This window comes from Rhizobium sp. Leaf321 (genome assembly GCF_001423215.1).
Lineage (GTDB): Bacteria > Pseudomonadota > Alphaproteobacteria > Rhizobiales > Rhizobiaceae > Neorhizobium > Neorhizobium soli.
This window is the reverse complement of sequence record NZ_LMOF01000006.1, coordinates 1,001,577-1,023,456: the sequence shown is the minus strand read 5'-3', so window position 1 is coordinate 1,023,456 and position 21,880 is coordinate 1,001,577. Positions and strand designations below refer to the sequence as shown.

Sequence of the window (21,880 nt, the reverse complement as noted above, 5' to 3'; positions counted from 1 at the left end):
CTTGACGGGGCTTGATAACTCGCATCCTGAAAAGCGTTACCCAGACACCTGATTTGCGGATCCTCTCAGGCGTAAATGCGTCGACTATCATATGGTTAACGAAATGTTACCAACCCTCTGGACACAGAGAATCACTCTGTGATTCATTAGGTCAGATTCGAGCGGCGGCGCAGCGAATCACGACGAGGGATCGGATGACGATGATATCGGGCGTGCAGCGGGAAACCGAGGCCGGGGGATGGTTGCGCTTCAAGTTTCCAGGCTTCAGCAGCCTTGGACGGACGGCTCCGGAGGAAGCTCAGCTTTCCGTCCGGCCGATCGCACAGCAGACGCCGCGCGTCGAGCTGGTGCTGAAGCGTTCCATTCCAATTCTGATCCTTATCTTTCTTGCCGTCGTTGCCGCATCGCGCATTATGGGGATCGTGGGCGAGCATGGCCGGATGGAAGATGCCGCGCGCCAGTCCGCGTCGCTGATGTCCGCGACCGCATCCGCCGCTTTCTCCGGTCAGGAATCGCTGTTTGCTGCAGCCGACCGCCAGACTGCCCAAGCGCGTCTCTCGACATTCCTCGGCCAGGACAAGCTGGAGCGCGGCGCTGTCGTGCTCTTTACCGATACCACCGGCCGGATCTTCGGCGGCATCGGCGATGCCGGCAGCTATCTCGGCAAGCGTCTTTCCTCGGTTCTTCCCGAAACCGCAGCCATGCGCCGCGTCGGCGGGTCGGGCACGGTCATCGAGACCTTTTTCGGTGATGTCCCCTACTATGCGTCGATCAAGCCAATCGGCAACGACGGTGCGCTGATCGTAGCGGCCCATTCGCTGGAGACGACGAACGAATTCGTACGTGGCGAAGTCTCGCTCAGCGTCACGATCTTTGCCGGCATTTCGGCCATCCTGCTCGTCATCCTCTATGCCTATTACGCTCAGGTGAAGCGCGCCCGCGACGCCGACGAGACGTTCGTGCAATCGAACCTGCGCATCGAGACGGCGCTGTCGCGCGGTCGCTGCGGCCTGTGGGATTTCGACGTTACTAACCGGCGCCTGTTCTGGTCGGGCTCGATGTACGAGATGCTCGGCTTCCCCCCGGTTGGCAACGTCGTGTCCTTTACCGATGCGGCGCGGATGATGCACCCGACCGATGGCAATCTTTACGCTCTCGCCCGCGCCATCAGCCGCGGCAATGCCAAGCAGGTGGACCAAGTCTTCCGCATGCGCCACGCCGCCGGCCACTATGTGTGGATGCGCGCCCGCGCCCAGGTCGTGCGGATGGCAAACGGTCGCACCCATGTGATCGGCATCGCCATGGATGTGACCGAGCAGCACCGGCTTGCCGAACGCTATGCAGAAGCCGACCAGCGCCTTGCAGACGCCATCGAGTGCACGTCGGAAGCCTTCGTTCTCTGGGACAAGAACGACCGCCTGGTGATGTGCAATACCCATTTCCAGCAGGCCCACGGTCTTCCGGACTCAGTCCTCGTTCCCGGCACCGAACGCAGCACCGTGCTTGGCGCCTCTGCCCGTCCGGTGATCGAACGCCGTGTCGCCGATCCCGATCGCAGCGGCCTGTCGCGCACCACCGAAGTGCAGCTTGCCGATGAACGCTGGCTGCAGATCAACGAACGCCGCACCCGCGATGGCGGCACGGTTTCCGTCGGCACCGACATCACCCTGCTCAAGCGTCACCAGGAACGCCTGCGCGATTCGGAACGCCGCCTGATGGCAACGATCGGCGATCTCTCCGCCTCGCAGAAGAAGCTCGAGCGCCAGAAGGAAGAGCTTTCGACCGCTAATGCCAATTACCAGGCGGAAAAGGAACGCGCCGAGGCTGCCAACAAGGCGAAGTCGGAATTCCTTGCCAACATGTCCCACGAACTCAGAACGCCGCTCAACGCCATCCTCGGCTTTTCCGAAATCCTCGTGAACGGCATGTTCGGCCCGCTCGGATCCGCCAAATACAGCGAATACTCCCGCGATATCCACGACAGCGGCAAGCATCTCCTCAACGTCATCAACGATATCCTCGACATGTCGAAGATCGAGGCCGGCCATATGCTGATCCAGTCGGAGCCCGTCAACCTGACGCCGCTGATCGAGGAAAGCCTGAGGCTGACGGCCGTGGTAGCACAGGAAAAGCAGATCGCCATCCGCCAGTGCCTGTCGCCTTCCCTCGACATGATCGGCGATCGCCGGGCGCTGAAACAGGTGATGCTGAACCTCCTCTCCAACGCCGTGAAATTCACCGACGAAGGCGGCCGCATCGAACTGCGCGCAAAGCCGATCAGCGGCGGCATCGTGCTCACCATCGCCGACACGGGCATCGGCATCCCCAAGGCATCGCTGTCGAAGATCGGCCAGCCCTTCGAACAGGTCCAGAGCCAGTATGCCAAGAGCAAAGGCGGCTCCGGCCTCGGCCTCGCCATCTCCCGCTCGCTGATCACCCTGCACGGCGGCACGATGCGGATCCGGTCCGTCATGGGCAAGGGAACCGTGGTTTCGATCCACATTCCCCAGAGCGACATGGTCCAGTTTGCGGCAAAGAAGGTAGCTTGAGGACCGCCACGCGATCAATCTCAGATTGCATTTGACTCGCCCTCACACATTTTCGACCGTCTTCATCTGTTGAAGGAGATCACCTGTGAGCAGCGCTGCAGACGCCCCTATCTCCACGCTCGAAGAGATTGCTGACGACACGCGGGCGGCGCTTGCGATGATCAACGTCAAGCTGGATTCGAAGCCGGATCAGGGTTGGATCATCGATCTCGTCTGTGTGATCTTCGGGCTGGTACTGGCAGCAATCGCTGCTACCGCCGGGATATTCACTCTGATCAGATGATCATCGGTCAAAACCGGCAGACGGGGCTCAGGCTCTCACCACCTTCTCGAAAACCTTCCGCACCGCCTTGGATAGCCGCTTTACCTCGCCCTCGAGCGTTGCGAGGTCCGGGCAGTCTCCAGCCCGGCAGATGCGCTCCACGAGACCGGATGGCGCATCCTTCGGCTCGAATGGGCCGTCAACGCAGAGCCTGATGATCTGCGACAGTTCACTGAACAATCTGATTGCATCGAGGCAGGTATCGAGGTCGCCGGGCGTAATCATTTCCTCGCCAAGGCGTTTCAGCAACTCGCCGGTTGTCGAACCGTAGGTCGGGACGACAATGCCCTTCGCCGGTGCGATTAGCCGCAGGTATTGGGCCAAGAACTCTAGATCGATCAGTCCCCCTGGAATCAGCTTGAAATCCCAGATATCGCGGGGCGGCTTTTCCTTTCCAATCAGGACCCGCATCTCGGAGACTTCCCTGGCGATCTTGGCGATATCGGGCCGTGCCGCCAGGACGTCGTCGATCACGTCCCTGACCTCGTCCTGAAGGCTTGCGTCACCGCAGACGAGACGTGCACGCGTCAGCGCCATATGCTCCCAGGTCCAGGCCTCCTCGCGCTGATATTTTCCGAAGGCACCGATGCGGGTGGCGACCGGGCCCTTGTTGCCGGAGGGCCGCAGCCGCAAATCCACCTCGAAGATCACGCCTTCCGCCATCGGCGCCGAAAGTGCTGCCACCAGCCGCTGCGTCAGGCGCGTGAAATAGCGTTGCGCATCGAGCGGCCGTGGGCCGTCGCTTTCCGCGACCGCGCTGTCATAATCGTAGAGAAGGATGAGATCGACATCAGAGCCGGCGGTCAGCTCGAACGAACCGAGCTTGCCCATGCCGAGGACGGCCAGCCGACCGCCCGGATAGGCACCATGCGACGCCTCGATTTCGGCTGTCACCGCAATCAGCGCTGCCTCGATCAGAAGATCGGCGAGATGGGTGAAGGCGCGACCCGCCTCCTCTCCGGAAATCGACCCGGTCAGCAGCCGGATCCCGATCAGGAAACGGTGCTCGGCGGCAAAGATCCGCAGCCGGTCCAGCCGATCCTCGTAGTGCCGCGAGCTTGCCAGAAACGCCGTCAGCCGCGAGGCGAGAAAGTCGCGGGTGGGGATCTCCGCCATCAGCCCGGGATCCAGCATGCCGTCGAACACATGCGGTTTGGAGGCGACGATATCGGCCAGCCGCGGCGCGGAGGCCATGATCGTCACGATCAGCGAGAGAAGAAGCGGGTTGTTGCCGATCAGCGAGAACAGCTGGATGCCGGCCGGCAGACCTTTGAGGAAACTGTCGAACCGCAGCAGGGCCTCGTCGGCGCGGCGGCTTTCGCCGATCGCCTTCAAGAGCGCCGGCATCATCTCCGTCAGCCGCTCGCGGGCTTCCGATGACTGCGTGGCCCGGTAGCGACCGGAATGCCATGTCCGGATCACCCGGCTCATGTCTGCCGGACGCTCGAACCCGAGCCGGCCAAGCGTCTCCAATGTATCGGGATCGTCCTTTTGGCCGGTGAAGACGAGATTGCCTTCGTAATTTCCGCCCTGCGAAGAAAGCTTCTCCTCCTGCTCGAACAGCCGCGAATAGCGCTTTTCGACGGTCCTCAGAATGGCTTCGAGCCTGGTCGAAAAGGCCGCAACGGTGTCGAAACCGAGCATGAAGGCAATGCGCTTCAGCTCCGCCTCGGTGGTCGGCAGCCGGTGCGTCTGCTCGTCATGCACCATCTGGATGCGGTGTTCCACATCGCGCAGGAACCAGTAGGCATCCGCCAACGCGGCCGCGATCTCGGGCCTGATCCATTTCGCCTCGGCCAGCGCCTTCAGCGCCGCTTCGGTCTCGCGCGTGCGCAAGGCCGGCATGCGGCCGCCGGCGATCAGCTGCTGGGTCTGCGCAAAGAACTCGATCTCGCGAATGCCGCCGCGGCCAAGCTTGATGTCGTGGCCTTTGACGGCAATCGCACCATGGCCCTTGTGCACATGGATCTGCCGCTTGATCGAGTGGATATCGGCAATCGCCGCATAGTCGAGATATTTGCGAAACACGAAGGGCGTCAGCAGCTTCAGAAAGCCCTCGCCCGCCACGATATCGCCCGCCACCGGTCGCGCCTTGATGAAGGCTGCCCGTTCCCAGTTCTGGCCCCTGCCTTCGTAATAGATCAGTGCCGCATCCATTGAGACGGCAAGCGGCGTCGAACCGGGATCGGGCCTCAGCCGCAGATCGGTGCGGAACACATAGCCGTCTGCCGTGCGCTCCTGCAGAATGCGGATCAACCGCCGCATCATCCGCCCATAGGTTTCCGAGGCATCGAGCGGGTCGGCAAGAATGCCGGCGTCGGGATCATAGAAGACGACGATGTCGATATCGGAAGAGTAGTTCAGCTCGCGGCCACCGAGCTTGCCCATCCCGAGCACGATCAGGCCCGATCCGCGGCTCGGCTCCGCTGGATCGACGAGCCGGAGCTTGCCACTCTCATGGGCTGCCAGAAGCAGATGATCGATCGCCGCCGCCGTAGAAGCCTGCGCAAACTCGCTCAGCCAGCGCGTCGTATCCCGTGCCGAGAAGATGCGGGCAAGATCTGCGAGCGCCAGCAGAAAGCCGAACGCGCGTTTGGCACTGCGCAGCGCCGTCATCACCTCGTTCTCGGACGGGATCCTTGCATCCACCGGTCGCCAGGCGTCTCGCGCTGCGTCAACCAGCGCGGCCAGCGCATCCTCGACCTGCCCGTCGATCGCACCGGCCAGAAGCTTAGGCCTGATCGAAGCCACATCGCGGAGAAACGGTGACAGCGAGAACGCTGCGACAAAAAAGGCCTTGAGCCGCCCATCGGCCTTGACGAGTTCAGCCACGGAAGGCTCGGTCTTGCCGATCTCCTTCAACAGGGAAAGCGCAAGCTTGGCCTCCGCCTGGTTCAGCGGCCGGATCACACCAGCCGCTACGTCGTCGAGCCGGTTTCCGGTCTCCATTCTTTTCCTCCCGCGCTCCGCCAGCCTAGCCCTTGACCACCGGAAACACCATGGTCACCGTCAAGCCGGGAGCCTCAGTGCTCGCCTCGTCGGTCGCGGAGAGCTCCAGCCTTCCGCCATGCAGCCCCATCACTGCCTCGACCAGAGACAGGCCGAGACCCGTTCCGGGCTTGGAACGACTGGCATCCAGCCGGAAGAACCGCTTCGTCACCTCTTCGCGCTTGTCCGCTGGCACGCCCGGACCGTTGTCGCACACGGAAAGCCGGATCAGCCCCGCCGCCGACGAGAGCTTCACCCGGATCTCGGGAACACCGCCGGCTTCGGCGGCATATTTGATCGCATTGTCCAGCAGGTTGAAGATCGCCTGGCCGATCAGTTCGCGGTTGCCGTTCACGGAAAGGCCGGGCTCGATCTCCGTCACCAGCGCCAGTCCCACCTCGTCTGCCACCGGTTCGTAAAGCTCGGCACAGTCGGCAGAGGCGGCAGAAAGATCGACCTCAGACATTTCCGCTGCCATCGAGCCCGCCTCGACACGCGAGATCATCAAAAGCGCGTTGAAGGTGCGGATCAGTTGGTCGCTTTCGCCGATGATCCCCTCCAGCGCATGACGACGCACGTCCTCGCGGTCTTCGGAAAGCGCATCGGCCGCCTTGTTGCGCAGCCGTGTCAGCGGCGTCTTCAGATCGTGGGCGATGTTATCGGAAACCTGCCGCAGTCCCTCGTTGAGTTTCTCGATGCGGCCGAGCATGGCGTTGAGCGATTCCGACAGCCTGTCGAACTCGTCGCCGGAGCGGCCAACCGGCAGCCGCTGCGACAGGTCGCCCGCCATGATCTTCTGGCTTGCGGCCGACATCCGGTCGATGCGTTTCAGCGCATTGCGGCCGATGCCGAACCAGATCACGAGAGCACCGAGCCCCATGATCGCCAGCGCCACCATCAGCGCCTGGCGCACGATATAGCGGAAACGGCTGGGATCTCCGAGATCGCGGCCGATCATGATCCGAAGACCGTTGTCGAAGCGCAGCACGTTGGCGATCGCAAGATGCCGCCGCGCGCCCTGGTTCTCGGAGTATGGGGTGTAGCCGAACGGCATGTCCGTCCAGCCTTCCTTGTCGAGAACGCCCGGCTGCACGGAGGCGACATTGCCGGCCAGAATATCGCCGCTCGGGCCCGCAATCACATAGAGATTGGCGCCCGGCTGGCGGGCGCGACGCTCCATGATGCGCAGCAGAAGGTTGATACCGCCGCGATCATAGGCGCGCTGAATGTCCTGGATTTCCTCCTGAATCGTCTGGCGCGTCTGCTGCACCAGCGTCTTTTCGGAAAGCGCTGTAACGTAGAACACCAGAAACGCGGCGCAGAGTGCAAACAGCAGGATGTAGAGTGCCGAAAGCCTGACCGCCGTGGAGCGGAACATCAGCCTGGCGCGGTTGACGATACGGGCAAACACGAAGGCTTACCCCTCGTCCTTGATCATGTAGCCGGCACCGCGAATAGTCTTCAACAACGGCTTGTCGAAATCCTTCTCGATCTTCGAGCGCAGCCGCGACACATGCACGTCGATCACATTGGTCTGCGGGTCGAAGTGGTAGTCCCAGACGTTTTCGAGAAGCATCGTACGGGTCACCACCTGGCCGGCATTCTTCATCAGATATTCCAGAAGACGGAATTCGCGCGGCTGCAACAGGATCTCCTTGCCGGCGCGCTTCACCTCATGCGAGAGCCGGTCGAGTTCCAGATCACCGACACGGTAGGCCATGTCCTGTTCCGGCGTGCCCTTGCGCCGGCCGAGGACCTCGACACGCGCCAGAAGCTCGGAAAAGGCATAGGGTTTTGGCAGATAGTCGTCGCCGCCGGCGCGCAACCCGGTCACCCGGTCGTCCACCTGGCCGAGCGCCGAAAGGATCAGCACCGGCGCATTGACGCCGCGCTTGCGCAGTTCCGAGATCACCGACAAACCGTCGCGCCGCGGCAGCATGCGGTCGATCACCATCACATCGTAGGAATTCTCGGTGCCCATAAACAAGCCGCTTTCGCCGTCGCTTGCATGGTCGGCAACAATCCCTGCCTCGCGAAAGGCCTTCGTCATATAGGCCGCAGCCTCGAGATCGTCTTCAATCACCAGAATCTTCATGTGCGGGACAATAGCGTCGCTTGCGATTTTTGCACCAGCGGAATCATCGGCACTGCCGGAATGTGGGATTATCGTCTGCATCTTGAAACTCCATGAACGGTGAAGGGCGCCGACCGTTGCCGGTGGCGCCATTCGTGAGGTCGTCTGGGAGGAACAACCTATTGGGAACCGGTCGCCGAGATCAGCCTTCGTCGATCGGCAGTGCCACGAAGCGGCTGGTGCCACCGGCTTCGACCTGGAACAGCGCACGGGTGCGGCCGTCCTTGCGGGCCTGCTCGATCACCTTGCCGATGTCATCGGCGGTCGCGACCTTGCGGTTGTTCACTGACAGGATCTTTTCGCCGTTCTTCAGGCCGCGGGCCGCGGCTTCGCTGTCCGGGTCCACTTCGGTCACGGCAAGGCCGGAACCGTCTTCTGCCGGCGCAACGGTGATGCCGAGCGAGGCGAGCGCCTTGCTGGTCGAGGGAACCGGCGCATCCGGCTGCTTCGGTTCGGCCGAAGCCGCCTCGTCGCTTGCCATGTTGCCGAGCGTCACGGTGACGTTCTGCGACTTTCCTTCGCGCCACAGATCGATCTTCACCTTGGCGTCAGGGCCAAAGCCTGCGATGCGGCGCGACAGTTCGCGGGCATCCTTGATGGCCTGGCCGTTGACGGCGGTGATGATGTCACCTTCCTTGATGCCGGCCTTCTGGCCTGGCGATCCTTCCTGCGGAGCAACGACAAGCGCGCCGGCTGCTTCCTTGAGGCCGAGCGAGTCGGCGATATCCTGCGTCACCGGCTGGATCTGCACACCGAGCCAACCGCGGGCAACCTTGCCGTCCTTCATCAGGTCGTTGATCACGTCCTTGGCGGTGGAGGCCGGGATCGCGAAGGCGATGCCGACATTGCCGCCCGACGGCGAGAAGATCGCAGTGTTGATGCCGACAACCTGGCCGGAAAGGTCAAAGGTCGGGCCGCCGGAATTGCCGCGGTTCACGGCCGCATCCACCTGGATGTAGTCGTCGTAAGGACCGGAGCCAATGTCGCGGCCACGGGCCGAAACGATGCCGGCAGTCACGGTGCCGCCAAGGCCGAACGGGTTGCCGACAGCCACGACCCAGTCGCCGACGCGGGTCTTGGTGTCGTCGGCAAAGGACACGTAGGTGAACTTGCGGCTGGTGGCGTCGACCTTCAGCAGCGCCAGATCGGTGCGGCTGTCGCGGCCGACCAGCTTGGCTTCAAGCTCGGTGCCGTCATTGAGGACGACCGTATAGGCCTGACCGTCGGATACGACGTGGTTGTTGGTGACGACATAGCCGTCTTCGGAGATGAAGAAGCCGGAGCCCTGTGCGGTCGGACGCAGGTGATGCGGACGGTTCGCGCCCGGGCCACCACGATCGGCACGGTCACGCGGACCGGCACCGGGGCCGCCATTCGGACCACCGGGAGCACCTGGGCCACCCGGAGCGCCTGGACCGCCCTGGCCGCCGAATTCCTTGAAGAAGCGCTTCAACGGATGGTCGTCGGGAAGCTGGTCGAAACCGCGACCGCCAAAATTGAAGTTGAAGTTGTTGCCACCTTCGTCGGCGGTTTCCTGCGGCTCGTCCGACTGGACGCGAACGGACACGACGGCGGGCGACACGGCGGAAACCACATCGGCAAAGCTCGGTGCCTGAGGCGCGGTCACGCTGACAGGGGCCGCAAAGGATGCCGTCACCTGGGCCGGAATGCCGGTCGACAGCATGACGGCCGCAAGGCCGGCTACGGTGGAAGTCTTGAGAACCGTCTTCAGGGAGGGACGTTTAATGGTGCGCATCTGAGCTACCTTCTTCTTCTCATTCGTCTTGGTGTTGCCGGAGGTCCGGCGGCGGTGGTTGAGAAGAGATATAGGAGCCCGCACCTTAACTGCAGGTGTCGGCGGCATGAAATGTTGGTAATGTTTGAAATTCCCGCAGGCCGCGAAATGGCTTGCTTTAGGGCTTCAGCAACTCGTCGATGCGCTTCTTCTCGGCGTCGGTGAGCGCCGCAATGGATCGCGTGCTCGGCCGGGTGCGGATGAAGACGAGAAGCGCCACGATCCCGATCACCAGTGCTCCGATCGGCAGCGCCCAGAGAACGATCGTCCTTGCGCTCATACGCGGATTGAGCAGAACGAACTCGCCGTAGCGGGAGACGACATAGTCGATCACCTGCCCGTCCGTATCCCCATCCGTCAGCCGCTCGCGCACCAGAACGCGAAGATCACGGGCCAGCTCCGCATTGCTGTCGTCGATCGACTGGTTCTGGCAGACCATGCAGCGCAACTGCGTGGAAATCTGCCGCGCCCGCTGTTCCAGCGCGGGATCCTTGAGGATCTCGTCCGGATTGACGGCGAAGGCGGGAAGCGGTGCCAACAGGAGGAACAGCGCAAGCAGGAATCGACCCACTAGACCAGAAACGCTTTCTTCCCTCATTCCTTTGCTCGTCACAGGAATCCAGCCACGGCGCGTCCGCGCCGTGAAAGAACCTGCTGTTTTCAATAGATCTTCCGCGCCCAAAGACTTGGGCGCACTGGATTCCTGTGACAAGCACAGGAATGAAGGAAGCCGTGAATGTTTCATTCCGCCGGCTCCAGCCCACCCTTGGGCGCCACCACCACCTTCGGCCGCTTGGCCGGCGCGCCGACCCGCAGTCTGCGATCGGACAGCGAAACGAACCCGCCCACCATCATGATCAGGCATCCGCCCCAGATGCACAGGATGAACGGCTTCCACCAGATCCGCACGACAATCCCGCCGCTATCCATTGGGTCGCCGAGCGACACATAGAGCTGGCTGAGACCGAAGGTGAGAATACCGGCCTCAGTCGTCGGCATGCGCCGCGCCGTGTAGAGCCGTTTCGAGGACCAGACGTCGGCGACAGCAGCGCCGCCCTTGCGGGCCGTGAAATGCCCGCGGCTTTCGGTGAAGTTCGGGCCGACAGCATCGCGGAACCCGTCGAAGGTGAGCGAATAGCCACCGGCCTCCACCGTCTGCCCCTGCTTCATCTCGACAACCGTCTCGGTGCCGAACGTCGTTGCCGCAAAGATTCCGAGCACGGTTACGCCGAGACCGAAATGCGCGAGTGCCGTTCCGAACGCCGAACGCGGCAGGCCCCGGACGCGCCGAATGCCTGTCGCGAAGCCGACCTTGCCGAAATTGCCGCGATACCAGAGATCAGCGATCGCCCCGAACATGCCCCAGAAACCGAGCGCCAGCCCGAAAATCGACAGGACCGGTCCACCACCCTGAAAATACGCGAAGGCGAGACCGGCCGCGAGCGACAGTCCGGCAAACACGTAGAGACGCTGCAGCGCCCCCAGCAGATCGCCGCGCTTCCACGCGAGAACAGGGCCGAACGGTACCGCGATCAGAAGCGGCAGCATCAGCAACCCGAAGGTCATGTTGAAGAACGGTGCGCCGACGGAAATCTTTTCGCCGGTCAGCGTTTCCAGCACCAGGGGATAGAGCGTGCCGGTCAGAACAGTGGCAGTTGCCACCGTCAGGATCAGGTTGTTCAGCACCAGCGCGCCCTCGCGCGAGATCGGCGCAAACAGTCCGCCCGCCTTCAGGCTCGGCGCCCGCCAGGCAAACAGCGAAAACGCGCCGCCGATAAAGACGGCGAGGATGCAGAGGATAAAGATGCCGCGGGTCGGGTCGGACGCAAACGAATGCACCGAGGTCAGCACGCCCGACCGCACCAGGAAGGTTCCAAGCAGCGACAGCGAGAAGGTCATGATCGCCAGAAGCACGGTCCAGATCTTCAGGGCCTCGCGCTTTTCCATCACCAGGGCCGAATGCAGCATGGCGGTGCCCGCAAGCCAGGGCATGAACGAGGCGTTCTCGACCGGATCCCAGAACCACCAGCCGCCCCAGCCGAGTTCGTAATAGGCCCAGTAGGAGCCCATCGCGATGCCGGCCGTGAGGAATGTCCAGGCCGCCAGCGTCCACGGTCGCACCCAGCGCGCCCAGGCGGCATCGATGCGCCCCTCGATCAGCGCCGCAACGGCAAACGAAAAGCACACGGAAAAGCCGACATAGCCGAGGTAAAGCAGCGGCGGATGGATGGCGAGGCCGAGATCCTGCAGCACCGGGTTCAGGTCCTGCCCTTCCGCCGGCGCCGGGTCGAGCCGCAGGAACGGGTTGGACGAGAGCAGGATGAACAGCAGGAAGGCCGAGGAGATCCAGGCCTGCACCGCCAGAACATTGGCTTTCAGCGTATCGGGCAGATTGCCGCCGAACACCGCCACCAGCGCCGAGAACAAGGCGAGGATCAGCAGCCACAGAAGCATGGACCCTTCGTGATTGCCCCAGACGCCGGAGAATTTGTAGAGCATCGGCATCATCGAATGGGAGTTCTCCCAGACGTTTTTGACCGAGAAGTCGGACACCATATAGGCCCAGGTCAGTGCCGCAAACGAGATCACCACCAGAGCGAACAGCGTCAGCGATCCGGTCGTTGCCAGCGCCATCATCGCGGGGTCGCGACGCCTGGCGCCGATCATCGGCAGGGTGGACACGATCAGCGCGGTGGCAAGCGCCAGAACCAGCGCGTAATGGCCGATCTCGACGATCATTGTCTGGTCACTCCCTCGGCGGACGTCCCCGGCATCTGCAGCATCACCTGCGGCTTGCCGTCGGTCTTGTTTTCCGGCTGCGCCGCATCCTTTTTCGGCGCCATGCCCTTGCCGGTCCCGTCTTCCCAGACACCGTCCTTCTTCAGACGGTCGGCCACTTCCTTCGGCATGTAATTCTCGTCATGCTTGGCCAGCACGCTGTCGGCCGTAAACCGGGTGCCGCCGTCGAACACGCCTTCTGTCACCACACCCTGCCCCTCGCGAAACAGGTCGGGCAGAATGCCGGTATAGCTGACATCGACCTTGCCGGTACCATCGGTCACGGTAAAGCTCACCGTCGATCCCTGGCCGCGCTTGACCGATCCCTCTTCCACCAGCCCGCCGAGCCTAATGCGTGTTCCCGGCTGGATATCGGTCTTGGCCAGATCGCCCGGCATGAAGAAATACGCCACCGACTGCGAGAAGGCGAACATGACCAGCAGCACCGCGATCGTGACGAAGCTCATGCCGCCGAGGATCACCGCCATGCGTTTTTGCTTGCGTGTCATGGTCTTGCTCCTCCCGGCGCCGGCGATGCGTCCGCATCGAGCCCGATATCCTTGCCAAGCGCCAGCAGACGCTTGCCATCATTGCCGTCAGGCGGAAACTGCGCCAGTCCGGTCGAAAGTGCGTCGCGGGCCTTTGCCTCGTCGCCCAGCACCGCATAGGAGCGCACCAGCCGCAGCCAGCCCTCGATATTGTCGGGCTCGTCCTTGAGCTTTGCGGCGAGACTGTCGACCATGCCGGCAATCATCGCCTTGCGATCACCCTGCGACAAGTCCTGCGCTGCCGCAACATCTTCCTGTGTCGGCCCTCCGAGCGAAGGGGCCACCGGCTTTGCCGCAACAGGCACCCCGCCATTCTTGACGATATGTTCGTCGAGCAGACCCTTCCATGGCGCATCCGCGGGCGTTGCGCTTGCAAGCTCCTCGAAGGCTGCGCGTGCCTCGTCCTTCCTGCCGCCCTGCTCAAGCCCGAGCGCCGCATAAAAGCGCGAGCGCGGATCATTCGGATCGAGCTTCACCGCCTGCTCGAACGCCTGACGCGCCGCTTCCGTGACGATCCCGTCATTGGCGACAACAAGCGTCTCGCCGAGGCCCGAATAGCGGGCATTGCTCGGCCCGATGAAACGGATCGCATTGCGATAGGCAAGTTCGGCGTCACCAGCGCGGTCCAGCCGCAGATAGATCGGCGCCAGAATATCCCAGCCCGCGCCATCAGTCGGATTTTCGGCCAGATGCCGCTCCACCTTGGTGACGAGCAGCGCGATATTGTTGCCGGGGTTTTCAAGACGCGCCTGTAGCGGCTGGTCCGGGATGCCGGGATTTCCGAGGCTCAAGTAAAGACAGAGCCCCAATGCCGGCGGAACGATCGTGACGAGTGCCGTCGCGATCCGGTGCTTGTTTGTAGCAGCACCGCCGGTTTTGTCCTGATCGTTTTCGGCCGCAGCGGCAATCAGCCGGCGTCCAACCTCGGCGCGGGCGTTCTCCGCCTCCTCAGTGCTGATCAACCCGCCTTCGCGGTCGCGGTCGATTTCCCGCAGCTGGTCGCGATAGACTTCGACCTCTCCGGCCCTCGTGGAATTGCTCCGACGAGCATTCGATACGCCGGAGGCAGCCGCCGAAGCGCTGCGCGCAAACGGCAGGAGAAGGGCGGCTGCGACGGCAGCCGTCAGCAGCGCGAGAACGATCCACAAATACATCATCGCCCATTACCGCAATCGGTGACGCTTTCCAATGGCCGGCCAGTGGTCTAGCGCGCGTTGACGCGAATTTGACGGGTATTGCCGCAGCCGGCAAGCGTTCCCCTAGCAGCAAAGATGGAGACCGCTCCCGACAGCATCGGCAACGGTTTTTTATTTTCCGCGTCTGATCGGGATTGTCAGGTCAACGGCGTCCATGTGCCGCTGGCGTTGCGGCAGGCTGCCCCCCGCGACATCAGTTCCTTGCCGGCGACCGTGACGGTGTGGCGATACTGGCGGCAGTTCTGCGAACCGACCTGGAACGGCGCATTGGCAATCACCTCGCCGCTCGCATCGTCACCCTTCCACTTGATCGTCTGCCCCACAGCGCTGCCTTCAAGCGCGCGGTATTCTGCCTCAAGCGCCCGCGTCCGGTCGCTGCTGGAGAGCTCGGCGCCGGTCCGCCCGACGATCCCGCCCTGCAGCGCCGTGATATAGGCAGCCGAACTTGACGGCCGTTGCGACAGCAAGCCTTTCGGTGCACCCGCCACGGTGGAACTGGTGTTGCACCCTGCCAGCAGGCCGGCAATCGTCATGAATGTTGCTGCAGTGAGGAGATGTGACAACCGCATCGTGTCGGGAACCGCGCTCGTTTCGTTTTCAGGATCGGAACCGGCATCATTCGGTTTCCGGCTTGGCGCCATTATGACGCTATTGGGTCGGAACTGAAATGCTGCGATTGTCGCCTCTCCTATTTGTGCGCAGTTCTTGTTGTCGCCGTGTCGTCACGGCATGATGTTGCATTGGCTGTAGACAAGATATAGCAGGCGATCCGTCCGTCCAGAACCGTCGGAAGCAAGTGCGGCGTCGTTGCCCATCGGCCACAGTTTTCTTCCCTCAACCGGCCTTGTGCTCAGCCGGCGACTTCCTTGATCATGCCCGGCAGCAGCAACTGGGTCCGAAGGCCACCGCGCACCCCGCGCGTCATCTCCAGCTCGCCCTGATATTCGCTGACGATCTCGCTTACAATCGACAGTCCCAGCCCGGCCCCCGGCTTGCTCTCGTCCAGCCGCCTGCCGCGCTTGACCGCTTCGGTGATCTGGTCGGGATTGAGACCCGGCCCGTCGTCTTCGACGGCCATCTCGATCCAGGGACGCTTGGCCGCCTCTCCTTCTGCCTTTTCCGGTGGCGCTGTTGCAAGCGCTGCCGTCACCCAGACGCCGGTGCGACAGAACCGTGCGGAGTTTTCCAACAGGTTTCCGATCGTCTCCTCGACATCCTGCTGCTCCAGCGCAAGCGCTGCGCCCGGCGGATAGACGGAAAGGTGGAATTCCTTGTCGGGGTTGAGGCGGCGCATCACGCGCACCAGCCGCTCCAGCACCGGCTCGATATCCGTGCGCGCCAGAAGCGAGTTGCGCTGTGCCGCGATCCGGGCGCGATTCAGATAGGATTGCACCTGCGCCTGCATCGTCTCGGCCTGCGAGCGGACGAGATCGGACTGGACCTTGTCGAGCATGCGCGATTCGTTGAGCAGAACCGCGATCGGTGTCTTCAGCGAATGCGCGAGATTGCCGACCTGCATGCGGGCCCGCTCGACGATGCGGCGGTTGCTTTCGATCAAAGCATTGATGTCGTTTGCCAAAGGCATGATTTCACGCGGAAATTCTCCCTCCAGATGCTCCGCCTCACTGCGCCTCACCCGCTCCAGCGAGCGGCGCGCCGCATCAAGCGGCTGCAATCCGTAGAGGATGGCGAGGCCATTGACGATCAGGCTGCCGATCCCGAACACGCCGAGCGCGATATAGAGGCTGCGCGAAAAGCTGCGGATATCGTCTTCCACGGCATCGAGATTGCCCGAGACGCGAAACCGCGCCGCGCGTCCCTCGCCATCCAGAACCACTTCGGTTTCCGCGACCAGGACGTGGTTCCCGAAAGCGTCGCGGGTCGGATAGAAACGCTCGTAGCGATTGTTGAACGGCGCCTGCAGGATCGACGGCACCGTGATGTTGGAGGTCCCGAGCGACGAGGACGAGATCGCCGTCGCGGCAAACGTGCCGAGCGGTTCGATGATCCAGTACCATCCGGTCTCCGGCTGCGAGAAACGCAGGTCGCCCAGTTGGGGGTTGCCGATCAGCTTGTTGTCCTCGCCGATCGTCACGGAATTGATGACGTTATAGAGCTGCGCCCGCAAAAGGTCGGTAAACGAGCGTTCGGCGGACTGGCGGTAGAGCTGCGAAATGACGATCGAGATCACCACCAGCGCCACGGCAGACCAGGTGGTCGCGAGAAGCAGAACGCGAGCGGTGAGCGAGCGGGGCCCTATCCGCTTAATGCGCATCGTTGGGCGCTTGCATGCGGTAGCCGAGGCCCCGCACGGTTTCGATCAGGTCGACGCCGATCTTCTTGCGCAGGCGCCCGACAAACACTTCGATCGTGTTGGAATCGCGGTCGAAATCCTGGTCGTACATGTGCTCCACAAGCTCGGTGCGCGACACGACCTGGCCCATGTGATGCATCAGGTAGGAGAGAAGCCGGAACTCGTGCGAGGTCAGCTTCAACTGTATCCCATCGACGCTGGCCTTCGATGCCTTGGTATCGAGACGAACCGGACCGCAGATGATCTCGGACGACGAATGCCCCGCAGCACGCCGGATAAGCGCACGCACGCGCGCAAGCACTTCTTCCACATGGAAGGGTTTGGCAACGTAATCGTCGGCGCCGGCATCGATGCCCGACACCTTGTCGCTCCAGCGGTCACGCGCCGTCAGCATCAGCACGGGCATGCCCTTGCCGGCCTCGCGCCACTTCTCGACAACGGTGATGCCGTCCATCTGCGGCAGTCCGATGTCGAGGATCACGGCGTCGTAGGGCTCGGTCTCGCCGAGATAGTGCCCTTCTTCGCCGTCGAAGGCCTGATCGACCACATAGCCGGATTCCTTCAAGGCGTCGGAAAGCTGGCGGTTGAGGTTGACGTCGTCTTCGACCACGAGAATACGCATGAAACTGTCCTGAAAATCACTGCGGGGCCCGCCGCGGTATGAAGCTTACAAGCCGGTTTACAGGCAACCGGCCTACATGGGAACCCGGACCGTCACCTTGCGCGGACGTTCGCCATTGCCCTGCACCAGCACGGTGACGATGCAGGTCTGTCCGTCCGAGGATGGCTGGGCGGACAAAAGCTGACCTCCCGTGTCGCGCAAGACCTTGTTTGCCGCCGTGCCGCAGTCGCCTGCAACCAGGATCAAATAGTCGCGCGCCGGCGCGTTTGCCGGCACAAAGGCCGCCAATCCCGCTATTGTCGCGGCGATGATCGCAATGATCGGCAGTCGCGCCATGGCTTTCGGTTTCCACTCATAAGACGACAGGTGTCACGCCCCGGGATCACGGTCTTGAATCACGTCCCCGAAATCATGTCCAAAGCATTCGATGGAGTATGTATCCAATACCAACTGAATGGCAAATGAATGGTCTGTAATGCTGACCCTCGTGGCGCCGTCATCCCTTGCCCGTCGGATGGATCGGCGCGCTCGCGACGATCCGCCCGTAGAGCGCCAGCAACCCGCCGAAAGCACCGGCAAAGGTGACCAGAATGTCGGCAAGCTCCCCTTGCGCATCAGCGTTAATCTCCACTCCCGCCACATGCGCAAGCGGGGCGGCAACGGCAATCAGCGCGCCCCAGATCGTCTTCGATTGATACCAGGCTTTTGTCCCGTCCATAGCTGTCTCCCATCACGATATTGTCAGAAATCGGCACACAAAAATTGGCACTCAAACTCGGCTGTCAGAACGCGATCGTCGCAAGCGCCGCAATGCCGAGCGGCACGGCTTGCCCGATCTGGCGGATGCTCAGGGTGAGGCTCGGCTGCTGAGAGCCGAAATCGGCAAGCTCGTCGCTCGCCGGATAAAGGAACAGCGGAGCCTCGACCTCCACCCGCCGCACCACGACGCCACTGGTCCCGAGGATCTCGACGCGGTAGCCTTCGTCCGGCTCGTCTCGCGGAATATCGCGCCCGTCCCAGCCGTCGGCATCGACGCGCCCGCGCCGGATCCAGCGGAACTGGGCAGCGCCATCGGCCAACCGGACACCGCGGATATGCACCGGCGAAAGCGGCGTCTGCGCCCTTTCTCCACCGGCAAACACATGCGGTCCGGATCGGCCTCCGACGGCGCCCAGGCTTTCGGCCAGGAAATTCAGCCTCCGTCCCTGCTCGTCACCGGTCAGCCCGAGCGGCTTCACGGCATCGTCCAGCACCACGCAGGCCGCACCGACAGCGCTCCCGGCCGCCATCGCATCCTCGGTTCCCGCCAGTCCCCGCAGCAATCCGGACAGCCGCCATCGCCCCGCCGCGATCTCCTGCGCCTCGGCAAACCCGACGATCTCCCAGATGCCGTTTGACGCGCGGATGGCTAGCCGGTTGTCGCCGCTCAACACCGCCAGCGTCTGCGCCGACGAGAGACCGCCGAAATAAAGGTCGAGATCGAGCACTTTTGAGCGGTCGAACCGTCCCGTTACACCGGGATCGAGCGCCGAAACCAGCAAGCCGAGCCTTGCTGGGCGATCGACCATCACCCGCCTGCGATATCCATCGGTCGTTGCCGAAGACGAAACCGCGATCCGCCGCCAGGGCCTGCAATAGGCTGCCACCGCCGCAAACCCTGCCTCATCGGACGAGGTCAGCCGCGGCAGGTCGAGAAAATGGAGGACCGGCGCAAAGGCGTCGCTCGCCGAACGACCGCTCTCACGCCGCGTCGTCACTGCGTCATAGCGACCAGGCGGAAGCGGCGCATGGTTCTGTGCCTCGATCCGCCGCACCGTCCCGTCCTCGACCCGCTGGACGACGAAGATACCGTCGGGACCATCTGCCAGGTGCACCGCATCGCCGGGCTCGAGCGCCAGATCCTGCGGCGGCAGCGTGAAGGAGATCGAGCGCCGTGCCACGCGCTGCGCTCGCAGCACCGATTCCACCGCCCCGAGCGCCGCCTCCTCGCCAAGCGTCGCCGGCAGGTCGTAGCTTGCCACACGCTCGCTTTCGGCCGTAGCGCGGCGCGACCGTGCGCTCGCCTGCTCGTAGTCCAGAACCGGATTGTAGAAGCCCAACACCGCTTGCGCCGGGAAGTCGCTGTCGTGGCCCCGGCTTTCCGACCAGAGGGGTTCGCCTTCGACCTCCGCCACGATCCCGATCTCGCGCGCGGCAAGGCTCGCACCCTGCCTCGAGCGGAATCGCAACAGCCCGGCATCCTCGCTGACGTCGATCTGGAACACACTCAACAGAGGCTCCAGCAGCGAGCGCGCCGAGGTAACATCAGCCTGCACATAGCCGGTCAGATCGCCGCTCACGCCGGACACGTCGAAATCGTCAAAACCGTGATCGGTGAGGATGGCCGCGATCGCGTCGGCAAGCGTCGTTCCGCCCAGCCTGCCGTTCAGCCAATGCCCCGTGCGCCAGTTCTCGCCGTCGCTCCAGATCGTCAGGTCGTCGGGAAAGGCCGGAGACGGCCGCGCATCCCATGTCCAGACGAACACATGATCCGGATCGACCATGCCCACGGGTGCCGCCTCGCCCTGCCACCAGCCATGATGCGCGTCAAGAAACCGTCGCTGCTGGCTGTCGGAGCGCCCGCCGGACGAGAAATACGGCAGGCTGCTTTCCACCGATTTCGGATCGACAAACACATTCGGCTGGTTGGCGCCCTTGTCGACAGCCGGGCAACCCAGTTCGGTAAACCAGATCGGCTTCATCCCGGGCAACCAAGCCGTCGCTTCCGCACTCTCCACGCCGCCCACCCGGTTATAGTGGCGGTTGTCCCACCACCCTTGGAGATCCTTGGCGCGAAACACCCAGGGCTTGCCCGCCAGCCCGTCGGTGATCGGCGAGCGCAGCCGGTTCGCCCGGTCGGCCTCGCTTGCGTAATACCAGTCGAACCCCTCGCCCGCCGCAATCTGCGCCGCCATCGCCGCCCGGTCGTCGCAGGACCGGAACCCATCCGGATTTGCCGCTGCCAGATCCTCGTCGCGCCAGTCGGCGAGCGGCATGTAATTGTCGATCCCGACCGCATCTATATGAGGCGACGCCCAGAGCGGATCGAGATGGAACAACACATCGCCGGAACCGTCCTGCGGATGGTAGCCGAAATATTCGCTCCAGTCGGCGCCATAGGTCAACGCCGTCGCCGGTCCGACAAGCGCCCGCACATCCGATGCCAAGGTCACCAGCGCCTCGACGAACGGAAACCCACCGGTCTGATCGCGGATCTGCGTCAGCCCCCGCAGTTCCGATCCGATCACCAGCCCCTCGACGCCACCGGCCGTATTGGCGAGACCCGCATAATGCAGCACCATCCGCCGATAGCCGTCCGCCCCGCCGGCAAAGGCCTCGACCTGCGTGCGCGCAACCGCCGTCCTGTCAGCACTCCCCGCCAGTCCCGCTGCCGGATGACAGGTAATCCGCCCGCGCCACGGGTAGCTTGCCTGTTCCGCCTGACCATAGGGATCGGCCAGACCATTGCCCGGCGCGATGTCCATCATCACGAACGGATAGAGAAACACCTTCAGCCCGCGCGCCTTGAGATCCGCGATCGCCGCGAGCACGCTCGCGTCTCCAGGCGTGCCGCCATAGGCCGGGCCGTCTCCCGACGAACTGACGCGATGCGCATTGCTTCTGACCACCCCGGCAACCGACCATACGGTGCTCTCGTCGCGCCGTGTCTCCACCTCGACACCCGGCAGAATGCGGCATTGCCCCGCGCGCAGATCCGTCCCGAACCAGGCAACGACCACCGCCACACTCTCGAGATTGGGGCAGATCGACTGCAATTCGTCGAGCGACGCCTGCCAGTCCGTCTCAGCCACCATCGTGTTGCGGTTGAGAATGCGGGCGCTGCCCTCCGCCGTCTTCTCGGTCACCTGAACCGTGTGATAGCCATGCTCGGTCGCGCCGGGAATAATCGTCACCGCCCGGATCTGCCGCTCCAGTGTCCCGACCGGCCGCACCACCTCGAACTGCAGCAGCGGAATGCGGTTGCCGAACGCTTCCAGCGGCAACCGGTCGAGCACGACATAGGCAAGCCCGCGATAGGCCGGCGCCTTTCCTTCCCCCTGCTTCGCCTCGATCAGCGGATCCGGCAACTGCGTCTCGTCGCCCACATGCACCCGCATCTCGATCGCCGTCAGGTCCACTTCCTGGCCATCGGCCCAGACGCGCCGCACGCAGGCGATCGGTCCCTCGCATAGCCCGACGGCAAAGTTGGCGAAATACTGAAACGTTTCCGTCTGAGACCTGCCCGTCGCCTTGGCGCCGTTCCGCTCCCGCGTCGCCTCCTCCTCGAACCGCGTCGCCCAGATCAGCGTGCCCCCGATCCTCGCGGTCCCATAAACCCGGCTGACCGGCGCCCCTTCGTCCGCCCCCGGAATACGCGCCGTCGCGAGCCTCGCACCCGAGACGGTCGAGGAAACGCCGAGCAACGCCCGATCAACAACGCTCCCCGCCAACGCCCCCGCCGCCCGCCCAAGGATCGCCCCGACAGGACCGAACACCCCACCAAGTGCCGCACCCGCCGCCTGAAACAGGATCGTCGCCATGGAATCCCCTCACGCCGACCCAGTCGTGAACTGGATGCGCGCTAAAATAGTGAA

Annotated in this window: 16 protein-coding genes; 2 read left to right on the top strand and 14 right to left on the bottom strand. The window is 63.3% G+C overall.

The genetic code is table 11. The annotated features are described in order from the left end of the window. Positions 1–194: 194 nt before the first annotated feature. Together ASF70_RS11260 and ASF70_RS11255 are read left to right on the top strand one after the other, a co-directional pair. Positions 195–2,549: a PAS domain-containing sensor histidine kinase gene (locus tag ASF70_RS11260; RefSeq protein WP_244474011.1), complete on the top strand. Its 2,355-nt coding sequence runs from the start codon at positions 195–197 to the stop codon at positions 2,547–2,549. An 85-nt stretch (positions 2,550–2,634) separates the two neighbouring features. Beyond that, complete coding sequence (locus ASF70_RS11255; RefSeq protein WP_062579729.1) at positions 2,635–2,832, top strand: hypothetical protein; 198 nt, start codon at positions 2,635–2,637, stop codon at positions 2,830–2,832. A 27-nt stretch (positions 2,833–2,859) separates the two neighbouring features. Here the strand turns inward: ASF70_RS11255 and ASF70_RS11250 are convergent, their stop codons facing one another. From ASF70_RS11250 to ASF70_RS11185, 14 genes are all read right to left on the bottom strand, one after another. After that, positions 2,860–5,820 (bottom strand): bifunctional [glutamine synthetase] adenylyltransferase/[glutamine synthetase]-adenylyl-L-tyrosine phosphorylase, encoded by a 2,961-nt coding sequence (locus tag ASF70_RS11250; protein WP_062579726.1) that lies wholly within the window; start codon positions 5,818–5,820, stop codon positions 2,860–2,862. A 25-nt stretch (positions 5,821–5,845) separates the two neighbouring features. Then, positions 5,846–7,237, bottom strand: coding sequence for an ATP-binding protein (locus ASF70_RS11245; RefSeq protein ID WP_062580222.1), 1,392 nt, complete (start codon positions 7,235–7,237; stop codon positions 5,846–5,848). A 39-nt stretch (positions 7,238–7,276) separates the two neighbouring features. Continuing rightward, a complete protein-coding gene (locus ASF70_RS11240; RefSeq protein WP_274604797.1) occupies positions 7,277–8,035 on the bottom strand; it encodes a response regulator transcription factor in 759 nt (252 codons plus the stop codon). Between the two features lie 100 nt (positions 8,036–8,135). Then, positions 8,136–9,749 carry a Do family serine endopeptidase gene (locus ASF70_RS11235; RefSeq protein ID WP_062579724.1) on the bottom strand — a complete coding sequence of 538 codons (1,614 nt, stop codon included), beginning with the start codon at positions 9,747–9,749 and terminating at the stop codon, positions 8,136–8,138. A gap of 157 nt (positions 9,750–9,906) precedes the next feature. Beyond that, on the bottom strand, positions 9,907–10,359 hold the full coding sequence (locus tag ASF70_RS11230) for a cytochrome c-type biogenesis protein (protein ID WP_062579720.1): 453 nt from the start codon (positions 10,357–10,359) through the stop codon (positions 9,907–9,909). Positions 10,360–10,529: 170 nt separating this feature from the next. Then, positions 10,530–12,527, bottom strand: a complete 1,998-nt coding sequence (locus tag ASF70_RS11225; RefSeq protein WP_062579718.1) for a heme lyase CcmF/NrfE family subunit — start codon at positions 12,525–12,527, stop codon at positions 10,530–10,532. Continuing rightward, on the bottom strand, positions 12,524–13,075 hold the full coding sequence (gene ccmE, locus ASF70_RS11220) for a cytochrome c maturation protein CcmE (RefSeq protein WP_062579716.1): 552 nt from the start codon (positions 13,073–13,075) through the stop codon (positions 12,524–12,526). The genes ASF70_RS11225 and ccmE overlap by 4 nt, the downstream gene beginning before the upstream one ends. Continuing rightward, complete coding sequence (ccmI, locus tag ASF70_RS11215; protein WP_062580220.1) at positions 13,072–14,268, bottom strand: c-type cytochrome biogenesis protein CcmI; 1,197 nt, start codon at positions 14,266–14,268, stop codon at positions 13,072–13,074. The genes ccmE and ccmI overlap by 4 nt, the downstream gene beginning before the upstream one ends. Positions 14,269–14,447: 179 nt before the next feature. After that, complete coding sequence (locus ASF70_RS11210) at positions 14,448–14,879, bottom strand: hypothetical protein (RefSeq protein ID WP_062580218.1); 432 nt, start codon at positions 14,877–14,879, stop codon at positions 14,448–14,450. A gap of 281 nt (positions 14,880–15,160) precedes the next feature. After that, positions 15,161–16,585 (bottom strand): HAMP domain-containing sensor histidine kinase, encoded by a 1,425-nt coding sequence (locus tag ASF70_RS11205; RefSeq protein WP_062453437.1) that lies wholly within the window; start codon positions 16,583–16,585, stop codon positions 15,161–15,163. After that, entirely contained in the window at positions 16,575–17,246 is a 672-nt protein-coding gene (locus ASF70_RS11200; protein ID WP_062453438.1) for a response regulator transcription factor, read from the bottom strand. The genes ASF70_RS11205 and ASF70_RS11200 overlap by 11 nt, the downstream gene beginning before the upstream one ends. 72 nt (positions 17,247–17,318) lie before the next feature. After that, the gene (locus tag ASF70_RS11195) at positions 17,319–17,582 is read right to left on the bottom strand and encodes a hypothetical protein (protein WP_062579714.1); all 264 of its coding nucleotides are present in this window, start codon (positions 17,580–17,582) and stop codon (positions 17,319–17,321) included. 160 nt (positions 17,583–17,742) lie between these two features. Continuing rightward, positions 17,743–17,964 (bottom strand): hypothetical protein, encoded by a 222-nt coding sequence (locus ASF70_RS11190; protein ID WP_062453440.1) that lies wholly within the window; start codon positions 17,962–17,964, stop codon positions 17,743–17,745. Positions 17,965–18,028: 64 nt separating this feature from the next. Continuing rightward, on the bottom strand, positions 18,029–21,826 hold the full coding sequence (locus ASF70_RS11185) for a glycoside hydrolase/phage tail family protein (protein ID WP_062579711.1): 3,798 nt from the start codon (positions 21,824–21,826) through the stop codon (positions 18,029–18,031). Positions 21,827–21,880 lie beyond the last annotated feature (54 nt).

Excerpts from the sequence above, each read along its gene's own strand:
- ASF70_RS11195 (WP_062579714.1), bottom strand. The coding sequence starts at position 17,582 with ATGGCGCGACTGCCGATCATTGCGATCATCGCCGCGACAATAGCGGGA.
- ASF70_RS11200 (WP_062453438.1), bottom strand. The coding sequence starts at position 17,246 with ATGCGTATTCTCGTGGTCGAAGACGACGTCAACCTCAACCGCCAGCTT.
- ASF70_RS11235 (WP_062579724.1), bottom strand. The coding sequence starts at position 9,749 with ATGCGCACCATTAAACGTCCCTCCCTGAAGACGGTTCTCAAGACTTCC.
- ASF70_RS11190 (WP_062453440.1), bottom strand. The coding sequence starts at position 17,964 with ATGGACGGGACAAAAGCCTGGTATCAATCGAAGACGATCTGGGGCGCG.
- ASF70_RS11240 (WP_274604797.1), bottom strand. The coding sequence starts at position 8,035 with ATGCAGACGATAATCCCACATTCCGGCAGTGCCGATGATTCCGCTGGT.
- ASF70_RS11185 (WP_062579711.1), bottom strand. The coding sequence starts at position 21,826 with ATGGCGACGATCCTGTTTCAGGCGGCGGGTGCGGCACTTGGTGGGGTG.
- ASF70_RS11210 (WP_062580218.1), bottom strand. The coding sequence starts at position 14,879 with ATGCGGTTGTCACATCTCCTCACTGCAGCAACATTCATGACGATTGCC.
- ASF70_RS11225 (WP_062579718.1), bottom strand. The coding sequence starts at position 12,527 with ATGATCGTCGAGATCGGCCATTACGCGCTGGTTCTGGCGCTTGCCACC.
- ccmE (WP_062579716.1), bottom strand. The coding sequence starts at position 13,075 with ATGACACGCAAGCAAAAACGCATGGCGGTGATCCTCGGCGGCATGAGC.
- ASF70_RS11250 (WP_062579726.1), bottom strand. The coding sequence starts at position 5,820 with ATGGAGACCGGAAACCGGCTCGACGACGTAGCGGCTGGTGTGATCCGG.
- ASF70_RS11205 (WP_062453437.1), bottom strand. The coding sequence starts at position 16,585 with ATGCGCATTAAGCGGATAGGGCCCCGCTCGCTCACCGCTCGCGTTCTG.
- ASF70_RS11245 (WP_062580222.1), bottom strand. The coding sequence starts at position 7,237 with ATGTTCCGCTCCACGGCGGTCAGGCTTTCGGCACTCTACATCCTGCTG.
- ASF70_RS11260 (WP_244474011.1), top strand. The coding sequence starts at position 195 with ATGACGATGATATCGGGCGTGCAGCGGGAAACCGAGGCCGGGGGATGG.
- ccmI (WP_062580220.1), bottom strand. The coding sequence starts at position 14,268 with ATGTATTTGTGGATCGTTCTCGCGCTGCTGACGGCTGCCGTCGCAGCC.